General features: G+C 52.0%; 16 protein-coding genes. 11 read left to right on the top strand and 5 right to left on the bottom strand.

The window, feature by feature from the left end:
* Positions 1-75: 75 nt before the first annotated feature.
* The 4 genes from ghrA to M8Q36_RS20910 all read left to right on the top strand — a co-directional run bounded on the left by ghrA (position 76) and on the right by M8Q36_RS20910 (position 2,996).
* Positions 76-1,014: a glyoxylate/hydroxypyruvate reductase GhrA gene (gene ghrA, locus M8Q36_RS20925; protein ID WP_249882224.1), complete on the top strand. Its 939-nt coding sequence runs from the start codon at positions 76-78 to the stop codon at positions 1,012-1,014.
* Positions 1,015-1,099: 85 nt separating this feature from the next.
* Complete coding sequence (locus tag M8Q36_RS20920) at positions 1,100-1,837, top strand: phosphatase (RefSeq protein ID WP_249882223.1); 738 nt, start codon at positions 1,100-1,102, stop codon at positions 1,835-1,837.
* 19 nt (positions 1,838-1,856) lie between these two features.
* Complete coding sequence (locus M8Q36_RS20915) at positions 1,857-2,411, top strand: TorD/DmsD family molecular chaperone (RefSeq protein WP_249882222.1); 555 nt, start codon at positions 1,857-1,859, stop codon at positions 2,409-2,411.
* Between the two features lie 102 nt (positions 2,412-2,513).
* The gene (locus M8Q36_RS20910; RefSeq protein ID WP_249882221.1) at positions 2,514-2,996 is read left to right on the top strand and encodes a DUF1097 domain-containing protein; all 483 of its coding nucleotides are present in this window, start codon (positions 2,514-2,516) and stop codon (positions 2,994-2,996) included.
* 22 nt (positions 2,997-3,018) lie between these two features.
* Here the strand turns inward: M8Q36_RS20910 and csgG are convergent, their stop codons facing one another.
* The 4 genes from csgG to csgD are packed head-to-tail and all read right to left on the bottom strand — an operon-like array spanning position 3,019 to position 5,362.
* Complete coding sequence (csgG, locus tag M8Q36_RS20905) at positions 3,019-3,852, bottom strand: curli production assembly/transport protein CsgG (protein WP_249882220.1); 834 nt, start codon at positions 3,850-3,852, stop codon at positions 3,019-3,021.
* Between the two features lie 25 nt (positions 3,853-3,877).
* Positions 3,878-4,291, bottom strand: coding sequence for a curli production assembly/transport protein CsgF (gene csgF / locus M8Q36_RS20900; RefSeq protein WP_020457403.1), 414 nt, complete (start codon positions 4,289-4,291; stop codon positions 3,878-3,880).
* A 26-nt stretch (positions 4,292-4,317) separates the two neighbouring features.
* The gene (gene csgE / locus M8Q36_RS20895; RefSeq protein ID WP_249882219.1) at positions 4,318-4,707 is read right to left on the bottom strand and encodes a curli production assembly/transport protein CsgE; all 390 of its coding nucleotides are present in this window, start codon (positions 4,705-4,707) and stop codon (positions 4,318-4,320) included.
* A 4-nt stretch (positions 4,708-4,711) separates the two neighbouring features.
* Positions 4,712-5,362, bottom strand: coding sequence for a biofilm master transcriptional regulator CsgD (gene csgD, locus M8Q36_RS20890; RefSeq protein ID WP_020457405.1), 651 nt, complete (start codon positions 5,360-5,362; stop codon positions 4,712-4,714).
* Between the two features lie 591 nt (positions 5,363-5,953).
* Between csgD and csgB the strand changes: the two genes are divergently transcribed.
* The 5 genes from csgB (at position 5,954) to ymdB (ending at position 8,334) form a co-directional block, all read left to right on the top strand.
* Positions 5,954-6,409 carry a curli minor subunit CsgB gene (gene csgB, locus M8Q36_RS20885; RefSeq protein WP_249882826.1) on the top strand — a complete coding sequence of 152 codons (456 nt, stop codon included), beginning with the start codon at positions 5,954-5,956 and terminating at the stop codon, positions 6,407-6,409.
* A gap of 40 nt (positions 6,410-6,449) precedes the next feature.
* Entirely contained in the window at positions 6,450-6,899 is a 450-nt protein-coding gene (csgA, locus tag M8Q36_RS20880) for a curli major subunit CsgA (protein ID WP_017456373.1), read from the top strand.
* 52 nt (positions 6,900-6,951) lie between these two features.
* Positions 6,952-7,272 carry a curli assembly chaperone CsgC gene (csgC, locus tag M8Q36_RS20875; RefSeq protein ID WP_249882218.1) on the top strand — a complete coding sequence of 107 codons (321 nt, stop codon included), beginning with the start codon at positions 6,952-6,954 and terminating at the stop codon, positions 7,270-7,272.
* A 190-nt stretch (positions 7,273-7,462) separates the two neighbouring features.
* Positions 7,463-7,723: a YmdA family protein gene (locus M8Q36_RS20870; RefSeq protein ID WP_249882217.1), complete on the top strand. Its 261-nt coding sequence runs from the start codon at positions 7,463-7,465 to the stop codon at positions 7,721-7,723.
* An 80-nt stretch (positions 7,724-7,803) separates the two neighbouring features.
* Positions 7,804-8,334 (top strand): O-acetyl-ADP-ribose deacetylase, encoded by a 531-nt coding sequence (gene ymdB, locus M8Q36_RS20865; RefSeq protein WP_249882216.1) that lies wholly within the window; start codon positions 7,804-7,806, stop codon positions 8,332-8,334.
* A 36-nt stretch (positions 8,335-8,370) separates the two neighbouring features.
* Here ymdB and mdoC read toward each other — a convergent pair whose 3' ends face one another.
* A complete protein-coding gene (gene mdoC, locus M8Q36_RS20860; RefSeq protein ID WP_249882215.1) occupies positions 8,371-9,519 on the bottom strand; it encodes a glucans biosynthesis protein MdoC in 1,149 nt (382 codons plus the stop codon).
* A 273-nt stretch (positions 9,520-9,792) separates the two neighbouring features.
* Between mdoC and mdoG the strand changes: the two genes are divergently transcribed.
* Entirely contained in the window at positions 9,793-11,328 is a 1,536-nt protein-coding gene (gene mdoG, locus M8Q36_RS20855; protein ID WP_020457411.1) for a glucans biosynthesis protein MdoG, read from the top strand.
* Entirely contained in the window at positions 11,321-13,849 is a 2,529-nt protein-coding gene (mdoH, locus tag M8Q36_RS20850; protein WP_249882214.1) for a glucans biosynthesis glucosyltransferase MdoH, read from the top strand. The genes mdoG and mdoH overlap by 8 nt, the downstream gene beginning before the upstream one ends.
* Positions 13,850-13,890 lie beyond the last annotated feature (41 nt).

The raw sequence follows: 13,890 nt of genomic DNA, 5'->3' as shown, positions 1-13,890 counted from the left end.
CTGAGCGGCCTTCGCGAAAAAGCATAATTGTTCCGGAAAATAACCGGATACATCACATCAGGTTCTGGAGTTGATATGGAAATTATCTTTTATCACCCCTCATTCAATAACAATGACTGGATCCGCGCATTGCGGCAGGCGCTGCCGCAGGCAAATATCCGTGCGTGGACGCCGGGCGATAATGCCTACGCCAATTACGCGCTGGTCTGGCATCCACCCGTTGAGATGCTCAAAGGCCGACAATTAAAAGGCGTTTTTGCATTGGGGGCGGGGGTGGACTCGATTCTTAGCCAGTTGCAGGCTCATCCTGAGATGCTTCCCGAGTCTATTCCGCTGTATCGCCTGGAGGATACCGGCATGGGGCTGCAAATGCAGGAGTATGCCGTGAGCCAGGTGCTGCACTGGTTCAGGCGCTTTGATGATTACCAGGTGCTTAAACTGCAGGCGAAATGGCAACCGCTGGAGGAATACGAACGTGAAGAGTTCACCATTGGCATCCTCGGCGCGGGTGTGCTCGGCACGAAAGTGGCCGAAAGCCTGCTCCAGTGGGGGTTCCCGCTGCGTAGCTGGAGCCGCAGCCGTAAAAATATGCCCGGCGTGACCAGCTTTGCTGGCAGTGATGAACTGCCAGGCTTTCTGCATGGCACACGAGTGTTGATCAATCTGCTGCCGAATACCCGGGAAACGGCTGGCATTATTAACACTGCGTTGCTCAATCAACTGGCTGACAACAGCTATGTGATAAATCTTGCGCGCGGCGTACATGTTGTCGAGCGTGATTTGCTTGCAGCGCTGGAGCGCGGCAAGCTGAAAGGCGCCATGCTCGATGTCTTTAGCCAGGAGCCGCTCCCATCTGATAATCCGTTGTGGGCGCATCCACGTGTGGCGATGACGCCGCATATGGCGGCGACGACACGCCGCAGTGAAGCCGTGGCTTTTATTGCGCAGGCTATTCAGGCTATTGAACGAGGCGAAGCGGTCAGCGGGCGGGTAGACAGAGCGCGTGGTTATTGACAGACGCCCGGCATCGCCGGGTTTTGTCATTAAACTCGCGAACGATAACTGCTATCCTTTGCAGAAATAACTACAGGAGTGAGTCATGTATCCCGTTGACCTGCATATGCATACCGTCGCCAGCACCCACGCTTACAGTACGCTTCACGATTATATTGCCGAGGCAAAACGCAAAGGGATCAAACTTTTTGCCATTACCGACCACGGGCCGGATATGGCGGATGCGCCGCACTACTGGCACTTTGTGAATATGCGCATCTGGCCGCGGCTGGTCGATGGCGTGGGTATTTTGCGCGGTATCGAAGCCAATATTAAAAACACCGAGGGTGAAATCGACTGCACCGGACCGATGTTGACGTCGCTGGATCTGATCATTGCAGGTTTCCATGAGCCGGTGTTTCCGCCGCAGGATAAAGACACCCATACTCAGGCCATGATTGCGACTATCGCCAGCGGCAATGTCCATATTATTAGCCATCCCGGTAACCCGAAATTTGACATTGATATTCCGGCCGTTGCCGCTGCAGCCGCGAAATATGGCGTCGCGCTTGAAATTAACAATTCATCGTTTGTCCATTCGCGCAAAGGCAGCGAGGCGAATTGCCGCGCCGTGGCTGCCGCCGTGCGTGATGCCGGCGGCTGGGTGGCGCTGGGATCGGATTCTCACACCGCGTTTACGCTGGGCGATTTCAGTGAGTGCCGTAAAGTGCTGGATGACGTCGGTTTCCCGGAAGATCGTATTTTGAATGTCTCGCCGCGTCGTCTGCTGGATTTCCTCGAATCCCGCGGCATGGCGCCAATTCCCGAATTTGCAGAACTTTAATACTGACTGGAACAACTGAATGAACGAATTTTCTATTCTCTGCCGTGTACTGGGCTCGCTGTTTTATCGCCAGCCGCAAGATCCTCTGCTGGTGCCGCTCTATACCATGATCCGGGAGGGGAAACTGGCGGAAAGCTGGCCGCTGGAGCAGGATGAGCTGCTTGAACGGTTGCAGAAAAACTGCGATGCGCAGGCACTGGCGGCCGATTACAACGCGCTGTTTGTCGGCGAAGAGTGCCGCGTCTCGCCTTATCGTAGTGCCTGGGTGGAAGGTGCTACGGAAGCGGAAGTGCATTCATTTTTGTCCAGCCGCGGCATGCCGTTGACCGATGCGCCAGCCGATCACATCGGCACGTTGCTGCTAGCGGCCTCATGGCTGGAAGATCAGGCCGCAGAAGATGAAAGCGAAGCGCAGGAAACCTTATTCGCCGATTATATCCTGCCCTGGTGCGGCACCTTCTTTGGCAAAGTTGAAGCCCATGCGACAACGCCATTCTGGCGCACCATGGCCCCACTGGCGCGCGATGCGATTGCCGCGATGTGGGATGAGTTGCAGGAAGAGTCAGAAGAGTAATTGTGATTTTTGTCACAATTAAAATGCAACTGTATATTTTGGTTTTCAAATAGTGTGCGCGTTGTCGCATCTCAGCGGTGCGCATCTGCTATGATGCGCGCCATGAACATTCTCCTTTCGATCGCAATTACGACAGGCATTCTCTCCGGTATCTGGGGCTGGGTGGCCGTCTCTTTCGGTTTATTAAGCTGGGCCGGTTTTCTCGGCTGCACCGCCTATTTCGCGTGCCCGCAGGGTGGCGTGAAAGGGCTGCTTATTTCCGCCTGTACGGTGATGAGCGGTGTGGCCTGGGCGCAGGTCATTATCCATGGCGCAGCGCTGGCTCCGCATCTGGAGATCATCGGGTATCTGATGACCGGTGTGGTGGCGTTTTTGATGTGTCTGCAGGCGCGGAATTTGCTGCTCTCTTTTGTGCCGGGGACATTCATTGGCGCCTGCGCGACATTTGCCGGGCAGGGCGACTGGCGGCTGGTTATCCCGTCGCTGGCGGTGGGGTTAGTGTTTGGCTATGCCATGAAAAACAGCGGGCTGTGGCTGGCTTCTCGGCGCGCGCAGCCGCTGCTTAAAGGGCAAGAAAAAGCGTGATCGCAAGTCACGCCTTTCTTTTTCAGGACTCCGGCGGCACCGTCATTTCGCGGTATTTTGCCAGCACGGGGTTATGACGATCGGCACCTTGTTGCAAATCCCACAATCCCCGATCAATCCCGTCATTGATCAACAAAATCACCCCGGTTTCAATCGCCGACATCAGACAGAGCATCACCGGTTCGTTGGCGGTATAGCCAATTTCTCCCTCCAGTAGCCGCTGGTAGTCAATAAAGCGAAATACCCCGGCTTGTACTTCATAGGAGAGGATGGTTTTACTGGTGTTGACCGACGAGAGAATTTCCCCGGTCGTGACATTAATCACCCGTAAATTCACCGCAATTTGATCCAACTGATATTGTGTGTCTCCGCCAATGCCGAAATAACGCGCACCCACGCCGCCGGATTTTACATTGCTCTCGTAGCCAATAATGGACCCTTCAATCATGATATTCGCGGCAGTCAGCGAGGGCAGCGGGACGCGATTGTTGATGGCCACAGTTCCGTTTTCTTGCGCGGCGCGAATGATTTTTCGTTCATTTAGCAGATTCTGCAAACCCTGGCGTTCCAGCGGTACAAACCAGCGCGAATCTTTCAGCGCCGTCACCAGCATTGCGGTAGCGCTTTGCGGGACCGCGGTGGAAAAGTTACTTGCCGGGTAGGGTTTAAATTGCCCGGTTTCATCCTGGATGTTATACACCGAGACGAAAATTTTCCCGCTTGGCATCGGCAGATGCGTCAGGTCCTGGTAACTTTGCGCCCGCGGCAACAGCGTCGGCTTAGCGGCTTGTTTTGGCGGCGCAGTGAGGCAACCGCTTAATAAACACACGGCGAATAAAATAAATAGACGCGACATAGTTGTTGTCCTGTAAGACAGTGGCTTAAAAGTCCGTTGAACCGCTTTGCAAGCCCGACACCTGAATCGTAGATGTCTTGCCGGTTTTTCTGTCGGTGACGTTTAATTGCAGTTGTCCGTCTTTGTTGGAAATATCCACGATAAAATCGCTGGTCACCATTCGCCCGGGTTTACCGGTATTAATATTGGTAAGTAATCCGCCCAATATTTGTGATTGTATTGCCTGGGTGAAATTATCCAGCGCTGAAGTGGTTTCCACGCCGTAATCCTTATAGCTGGGATCGGTATAAGAATTTTGTGCCTGGGCGCTATTTAATAAAAATGCACCGTTATTAGGATTACCGCCGAAATTAGGATTACGAAACTGGAATGTCATGGTTCCCGCCCAGCATGCAGGCGCGATAAGCAACAGCGCAAGCAGGGTATATATGCTTCGCATAATAGCCTCCGGAGATTTAACATATTTTAGAATTCATCACTCGCCATATCGCCAACGCTCAGCAGCGCCTGGTTTATTTGCAGGTGATCGATCGCTTGCTGGGTTTGCGCCAACGCGATTTCAACATTTTTCTCAAAGTCGCGGTGCGTCGGGAAAAGAAACGTCTGGTATACGACACTCTGATTGACGATTATCGTTATCCAGCTTCCCCAACGGGCGCTAGGTCGTTCATTGATAGTTAAATTCCCTTTCCAGTTACTTTCCCATTTATCACTAAATGCACGATAAAAATCGTGTCCAACAGACGATACCGTGTGATCGGCTAACAGTCCGGGAACTTCGACTTCAACAGCCGATACGTTTACGCAGGCGATCAGCAAAGCGGCGGTTGTCAGACGATACCCATAGCGTTTCATGGTGTTAACGCCTGAGATTATCGTTAGCCCAGGAGACGGCTTGCGTGCGATTTTTTACCGCTATCTTCCTGAAAAGATTATAAAGATGCGTTTTAACTGTGTTTTCACTAATGAACAGCGAACGGGCTATTTCAATATTTGATGCGCCTATACGCAGCTTATTAAGGATCTCTTTTTCCCGGTGGGTGAGCAGTGCAGATTCCGTGCTGTAGTAACGGTAATTCCCGGCATGAGTGATGAGATAACTCGCCAGTTTTTGCGAGAAATAGCACTCACCACGTTGTACGCCTTGTAAGCCATCGACCAGCTGACTTCTGTCCTCGGAAATGTAAAAGACACCCGTAATATTTGGCCAGTTTTCTACATCCTGGAATGGGTAATCAAGAGGGGTGTTCATCAGCAAAAGCTTAATATCACCATTTCGTTGTGACAGGATATTCTGCCATTGCTGAATCAGTTTTTTATCCGCATCCATCATGTCGAATAAGACGATGCTCAATGCAGGAATATCATCGAGAGGCCGTTGAATATTATGGAGCTTTCCGGGCAAAGAGAGCGCAAATTTTAAATGCTGGAGAAGCGCCGTTGCCTGTAATGAAGGTTTGGTTATTAATAATAAGACTGAAATAGCTGAACTATGGACTTCACTAAACATGATGAAACCCCGCGTATTTGTTTTTTGTTCATCAACTTCAACCCCCCGGTTATTCACCGGGGAAACCAGATGTACTGTCGGATGCGCTATGCTGTGTTCAGGAATAAGTGATCAGCCCGTGCAAGGGAGAAATAATACAAAGTAATGAGTGCTGCGAATTCAATCTAACGCTTGCAAACCTTAAAGCAAGTGTGAATCATGTAACAGAATGTAAAATTAAATATTGAAATGTTATTTTGATGTTCAGGAAAGTTGATATGCAAAGGCAAAAATAGGACGGGTTACAAAAGAATATGGTGCGAGAATTTATATTAAGAACAATGACCTGACTTTTGTTGGCTTCAGGTTCGCCTTATTTTCATGTTTTGCTATGGCCACGTATCCTGGGCATTGACGCTTATAACGTCGGGGTAATTATTTAAGAAAAATCATCTGATGCCGCCTCTGCTGCAAACGGGGGATAATTATACTTCATGCTTTAGAATGACAAGGCTAATGAAAATCCAACTTGCTGGTGAGATATTTTCTTTTTATCCACGGCATACTCAGTTTTGCAACCCGGTATTAACAAATAAGTTTGGCGGTGACAGCATGAAGAACAAAATAGCCTTTATGATGTTAGCCCTGCTGGGAATTCCGTGCCTTGTAACAGCAGCTGGATATGACCTGGCAAATCCGGAATATAATCTGGCGGTTAATGAGTTAAGCCAGGCGCCTTATAATCAATCAGCCAATATTGATCAACATGGTGCGAGTAACAATGCGCATATTGATCAACGAGGTTCGAAATTGTTAGGTGTTATTTCGCAAAATGGCGGAAACAATTCAGCGCAAATTAATCAGTCCGGAAGTTATAACCTTGCTTATATTGATCAGGCCGGTAGTGCCAACGATGCGAGTATTACGCAGGGTGCTTATGGTAATAGTGCGGTTATTATTCAGAAAGGCTCGGGCAACCGGGCAAATATCACGCAGTACGGTACGCAAAAAACGGCAGTAGTGGTGCAACGACAGTCGCAAATGGCTATTCGCGTTATTCAACGTTGAAAGTCTTGCGGCTTTAATCTCAATCCAACGGGGGTTTACCATGAAACTTTTCCAAGTGGCAGCATTCGCAGCGATCGTTGTTTCAGCAGGCGCATTTGCAGGCAGTGTCCCGCAGTATGGTAATGGCGGCGGTCATGGTGGTGGCAGCAATGGTCCAAATTCTGAACTGAGCATTTATCAATATGGCAGCGCCAACGCCGCCCTTGCTCTGCAAAGCGATGCACGTGAATCTGATCTGACTATCCATCAGTATGGTTCCGCCAACGCCGCCGATGTGGGCCAGGGTTCTGATGCCAGTTCTATCGATCTGGTACAGAACGGGGCGCAAAACAATGCCACTATCGATCAGTGGAATGGCCGCAACTCTGATATTTCTGTGAGCCAGTACGGTGTGGGTAACGGCGCGCTGGTTAACCAGACTGCATCGGGCTCGAGTGTCACTGTTCAGCAAACCGGTTACGGTAACCACGCTACCGCGAATCAGTACTGATCCCCCGGGCAGGAATAAACAGGGCTGCGGCCCTGTTTTTTTTGGAGGCGCTATGCATACCTTATTATTGCTGGCGGCGTTATCCAGCCAGATCACGTTCAATACCACCCGCGACGGCGACAATTACACCATTACCCCGCTGGTGCAGGTTACACAGGATTGTGTTTGCCAGGTGCAGATTATTACCGAGCGCGAAGGTGCTGCGGGGGTGAGCCAAAGCCGGCAACGAAACACGATGACTCTCCCGGCGAATCAAACGACCGCGATTTCGCGCATTCGCTTGAATATTTCCGCGCGCGATAACGTCAAAATTATCGTCACGGTGTCTGATGGTCAGTCGCTACATCTCGTTCAGCAGTGGCCTGCCGAATAATAATTTTCATAATCCACTTAGTAACAAACATATTCCCCATCTGAATGCTAATTTTAATTAAGGAGCACGCTAACGGTGCCGATATTTAACGTATCAATGGCCGAAGCTCAACCGTCAGGGATGAGTGACTTACGAGGTGTTTATGCGTCTGTTTCAAGCGTTCGTGTTCCCTGTTGCCTGTTTTTGCATAATGTCATCTGCCTATGCGGGAACCCAACCGGCGGGAGGGGCGATCCATTTTCGGGGTGCCATCGTTGAAGGCGGCTGCGAAACTCACACTCAGAACCAAAATCTGCTGCTCTCCTGTCTGCAAGACAATAAAACGCAGACTCAGCAAATCCGTATCACCGATGTAACCGGGCAACCACTCTCTCCACAAGTTGCGCAAGTCCAGATGCGCTATCTCGATGCGCAGCAATCCCGCGCCGAGGTTACCATCACCTATAACTGATGATTTTGAATATGTTGCCCTTGCTATTTCCGGGTACACTTAACGGTGTTAACGGGTTACTGGCCGGAAAGGGGGCAAGAATGCAACCACGTATGCAGGTGCTTCAGGGGGATATCACCACGCTTGAAGTGGATGTGATTGTGAATGCAGCAAACTCATCACTGCTTGGCGGCGGCGGTGTGGATGGCGCGATCCATCGTGCCGCTGGGCCCGCTTTGCTCGATGCTTGCCGGCAGGTACGTCAGCAGCAGGGCGAGTGTCCGCCAGGCCATGCGGTGATCACGGCGCCGGGAAATTTAAAGGCGAAGGCGGTGATCCACACGGTTGGACCGGTCTGGCGTGGCGGAGAGGAGAATGAAGCGCGCTTGCTGGAGGATGCATACCGCAATAGCCTTCTGCTGGCGGAAGCCAATAGTTACACGAGCATTGCTTTTCCCGCTATCAGCACCGGCGTGTATGGTTACCCAAAAGCCGCGGCGGCAGAAATCGCCGTTAATACCGTGGCTGCACATCTCATTCGTCGGCCTCAACTCCAGCAGGTGATCTTTGTTTGTTTCGATGACGAAATGACGCAGCTTTACCAGCGCTTACTGACTCAGCACATCCAATAAGTCGCGGCTGCTCTGCGGGCAGGGCAGCCGGAAACGTTATCTGGCGTGAGCATGACGCTTCGCGTCGTTTTGTTGCGGCTTACCGGAAAAAAGGAAGCGTAGCAGCGGAATGCGCAGATGGATTTCATACAGCAGCACCGCAATGCCAATGACGAAGACCAGCCCGGCAAGAAAACCAAGGAGATTGGACTGGATATGCGGTGTGATCCACGCGCCAAATAGCAACGTCAGCGGATGGTGTACCAGGTAGATAAACAGGGACGCGTTCACGAAATAACTGACGCGCGCTGACTGGAAGTTCAGCAATTTGTGGCCTAATGAAAAGACCACATTGACCATCCACAGCCCCAGCAGCATGGTGATTACCGCCTCGGTTTCGTACATCCAGCCATCACCACTGCCATAGCGCTGATTAAGCAAATAAGCACCAAAGGCCAGCGCTGAGCCGAGCATGCACCATGGCGAAGGCGTGGTAAACAGTGACTTCAGACGCGAGTTAATGAACGCCAGCGCACCAAGAATGAAGAACGGAATGTAGAACAAGGTCTGCATGACCGCAAAATTAAACAGCGCGTCACGTAATATATCCGGAGAGATCATCAACACAATTCGACGCAACGCAGCCCAGGCGATACCTAACAGCAGGAACCAAAGCGACAGTTTCGCCAGCGAAATATTACCAGCCAGCCGGTTAGCGCTATTTTTTAGTTTTTTAAACAGCACCATGCTAACCGTGGTTAATACCACAAGGACTAATAAGAACCATAAATGGGAGATGAGTTCCCATGACAGCGTGTTGAATTTGTCATAAGTCGATAGGGTGTGCCACTCAGCCGTTTTATCTTTCACATATTGCAACATAATAAATTGCGGTAGCGTCAGCAGCGGAATCGCCGTGAGCATTGGAATGCCGACGCGCTCAACGCGCAGCTTCCACCAGCGCTTAAGCGGATAGCGCAAATACAACATGTATGAAAAATAACCGGAAATAACAAAAAACACCTGCATACGGAACGCATGTATGGCGTCATTGAACAGCGTTAGCCACCATGAAGGGTAGGCGCTGTTCACGTGCCACATATGGCTGGAGTAGATCAGCGAAATATGAAATGGGATCCCAAGCAGCATTAACCACGCGCGTATGGAATCAAGGAAATATTCTCGTTGTGCGGGGGTTTTGGTCATATCACTCCGTACATTCTCAGACTTTTCGTCTTATCCATAAGACAAATAATGATTACATTCGCAACCAACCCTACACTATGACCGATAACCTGTCTCCAGGATAAGCCTGCAAAACGATAAAGGGTTAGTTTCATTTGCTTATTCAATGAGCCTGCATGGAGAACAATGCGGGGATTCAGTTGTCGGATAGCCTGAGTTTCCATTAAAATGGATCGGATCGATTTAAGCACACAAAGGGGGAAGTGCTTAGTTATTATGAAACCTAAATTACGAATGATGAAAATGCGTTGGGTAGGTGCTGCTGTTCTGTTGTCACTTTATACGTCATCAGGCTGGGCCTTTTCTATTGATGATGTCGCAAAACAGGCACAATCACTGGCCGGTAAAGGCTACGAAGCACCCAAGACCAATTTGCCCTCTGTGTTCCGTGAGATGAAATACGCGGACTATCAGCAGATCCAGTTTAACCATGACAAAGCCTACTGGAACGCGATCAACACCCCATTTAAGCTTGAGTTTTATCACCAGGGTATGTACTTCGACACGCCAGTGACCATCAACGAAGTGACTACCACTGCCGTACGTAAAATCAAATACAGCCCGGATTACTTCAATTTCGGCAACGTCCAGCACGATAAAGACACGGTCAAAGACCTCGGTTTCGCCGGTTTCAAAGTTCTGTACCCCATCAATAATAAAGATAAAAACGATGAAATCGTCAGCATGCTGGGCGCAAGCTACTTCCGTGTGATTGGTGCGGGGCAGGTGTATGGCCTTTCCGCTCGCGGTCTCGCCATTGACACCGCACTGCCATCTGGCGAAGAGTTCCCACGTTTTCGTGAGTTCTGGATTGAGCGTCCAAAACCAACTGACAAACGCCTGACCATTTACGCGCTGCTGGATTCACCGCGTGCAACAGGCGCATACCGTTTTGTGATTATTCCAGGCCGCGACACCGTGGTGGATGTGCAGTCCAAAGTTTACCTGCGCGATAAAGTGGGCAAACTCGGTGTTGCGCCGCTGACCAGTATGTTCCTGTTTGGGCCGACGCAACCCTCTCCTGCGACCAACTATCGCCCGGAATTGCATGATTCTAACGGGTTATCGATGCTGGCAGGCAACGGCGAGTGGATTTGGCGTCCGCTGAATAACCCGAAACATCTTGCTGTAAGCAGCTATGCGATGGAAAACCCGCAGGGCTTTGGTCTGCTGCAGCGTGGTCGTCAGTTCTCCCGTTTTGAAGATATCGATGACCGCTACGATCTGCGCCCGAGCGCGTGGGTAACGCCGAAAGGTGAGTGGGGCAAAGGTAAAGTCGAACTGGTTGAAATCCCGACCAATGACGAAACTAACGATAACATCGTCGCTTACTGGACGCCGGATCAACTGCCGGATCCGGGTAAAGAGATGAACTTCAAATACACCATCACCTTTAGCCGTGACGAAGACAAGCTGCATGCGCCAGACAATGCGTGGGTATTGCAGACGCGTCGCTCCACAGGGGATGTGAAACAGTCAAATCTTATCCGTCAACCTGACGGAACTATCGCGTTTGTGGTGGATTTCACCGGCCAGGATATGAAAAAGCTGCCGAAGGATACCCCAGTAACCGCGCAAGCCAGCATTGGCGATAACGGTGAGATTGTGGAAAACACCGTTCGCTATAATCCGGTTACGCAAGGTTGGCGTTTGATGTTGCGCGTGAAAGTCAAAGATCCGAAGAAAACCACGGATATGCGCGCGGCGCTGGTCAACGCCGACCAGAACCTGAGTGAAACCTGGAGCTATCAGCTACCTGCCAATGAATAAGACAACTGAGTATATCGACATGCTGCCGCTTTCCGCATCGGAAAAAGCGGCGCTGCCGACAGAGAGCATTCGCAGCGTGCATGAGGCGCTGGATAAAGAGCATACGAGCTGGACGCGTGAAGATGATACGCCGCTGGGTTCTGTGAAAGCACGTCTGGAACATAGCTGGCCGGATTCGCTCGCTGAAGGGCAATTGATCAAAGATGATGAAGGGCGTGCACAGCTTCAGGCGATGCCGAAAGCCAAACGCTCTTCGATGTTCCCCGATCCGTGGCGCACTAACCCGATTGGCCGTTTTTGGGATCGTCTGCGCGGGCGCGAAGTTGCGCCCCGTTACCTTGCGCGTTTGACCAAAGAGGAACAAGCACACGAGCAGAAATGGCGTACCGTCGGTTCTATCCGCCGCTACATCCTGCTGGTGCTGACGCTGGCGCAAACCGTCGTCGCCACCTGGTATATGAAAACCATTCTGCCTTATCAGGGCTGGGCGCTTATCAACCCAACGGATATGGCGGGCCAGGATCTGTGGGTTTCCTTTATGCAGCTCCTGCCGTATGTGCTGCAAACCGGTATCTTGATCCTGTTCGCGGTGTTGTTCTGCTGGGTTTCCGCCGGGTTCTGGACCGCGTTGATGGGCTTCCTGCAACTGTTGATTGGCCGCGATAAATACAGCATTTCGGCCTCGACGGTGGGCGATGAACCGCTAAACCCGGAACATCGCACGGCGCTGATTATGCCTATCTGTAACGAAGACGTGGATCGCGTGTTCGCGGGCTTGCGCGCAACCTGGGAATCTGTGAAAGCCACTGGCAACGCGGCGCACTTCGACGTCTATATTCTGAGCGACAGCTACAACCCGGACATCTGCGTAGCCGAGCAGAAAGCCTGGATGGAACTGATTGCAGAAGTGCAGGGTGAAGGGCAGATTTTCTATCGTCGCCGCCGTCGTCGCGTAAAACGCAAAAGCGGGAATATCGATGACTTCTGCCGTCGCTGGGGCAGCCAGTACAGCTACATGGTGGTGCTGGATGCAGACTCCGTGATGAGCGGCGAGTGTCTGACCGGGCTGGTACGCCTGATGGAAGCGAACCCGAATGCCGGGATCATCCAGTCGTCTCCGAAAGCGTCCGGGATGGATACGCTCTATGCGCGTTGTCAGCAGTTTGCGACCCGCGTTTACGGGCCGTTGTTCACTGCGGGCTTGCACTTCTGGCAGTTGGGTGAATCCCACTACTGGGGGCATAACGCGATTATCCGCGTGAAACCGTTTATTGAGCACTGCGCGCTGGCGCCGCTGCCGGGTGAAGGTTCGTTTGCCGGTTCGATTCTGTCCCACGACTTTGTCGAAGCCGCGCTGATGCGCCGTGCCGGTTGGGGGGTGTGGATTGCTTACGATCTGCCAGGCTCATATGAAGAGCTGCCGCCGAACCTGCTCGATGAGCTGAAGCGTGACCGCCGCTGGTGTCACGGCAACCTGATGAACTTCCGCCTGTTCCTGGTTAAAGGTATGCACCCGGTTCACCGCGCAGTGTTCCTCACTGGTGTGATGTCCTATCTCTCTGCACCGCTGTGGTTTATGTTCCTTGCGCTTTCCACGGCTTTGCAGGTGGTGCATGCGCTGACGGAACCGCAATACTTCCTGCAGCCGCGCCAGCTGTTCCCGGTGTGGCCGCAGTGGCGTCCGGAGCTGGCTATTGCGCTTTTCGCTTCGACCATGGTCCTGCTGTTCCTGCCGAAGCTGCTGAGTATCATCCTGGTGTGGTGCAAGGGGCCGAAAGAGTACGGTGGTTTCATTCGCGTAACGATTTCCCTGCTGCTGGAAGTGCTGTTCTCGGTGCTGCTTGCGCCGGTGCGTATGCTGTTCCACACCGTGTTTGTGGTCAGCGCGTTCCTTGGCTGGGAAGTGGTATGGAACTCGCCGCAGCGTGACGATGACTCCACGCCGTGGGGTGAAGCCTTTATGCGCCACGGTTCTCAGCTGCTGCTGGGGCTGGTATGGGCAGTAGGGATGGCATGGCTTGATCTCCGCTTCCTGTTCTGGCTGGCACCAATTGTCTTCTCGCTGATCCTGTCGCCGTTCGTGTCGGTTATCTCCAGCCGGTCTACCGTCGGACTGCGTACCAAACGCTGGAAACTGTTCCTCATCCCGGAAGAGTACTCTCCGCCGCAGGTACTGGTGAACACGGATAAATATCTGGAGCTGAACCGCTCGCGCAGCCTGGATGATGGCTTTATGCATGCGGTGTTTAACCCGTCATTCAACGCGCTGGCAACGGCGATGGCAACGGCTCGCCACCGCGCAAGTCACGTGCTGGAAATTGCCCGCGATCGCCATGTTGAGCAGGCGCTGAATGAAACACCAGAGAAGCTGAACCGCGACCGTCGCCTGGTATTGCTGAGCGACCCGGTCACACTAGCGCGTATGCACTATCGCTTGTGGGCGGCGCCGGAGAGATATCTGTCATGGGCGAGCTACTATGAAACGCTGAAGCTTAACCCGCTGGCGTTGAAGGCAAAGTAAGCCGACATTAAGGAAAATACCGGCCAGATGGCCGGTATTTT

It is taken from the genome of Kosakonia sp. R1.Fl, assembly GCF_023516815.1.
Taxonomy (GTDB): domain Bacteria; phylum Pseudomonadota; class Gammaproteobacteria; order Enterobacterales; family Enterobacteriaceae; genus Kosakonia.
Note: the sequence above shows the minus strand (reverse complement) of the source record. Positions and strands in the feature narration are given on the sequence as shown.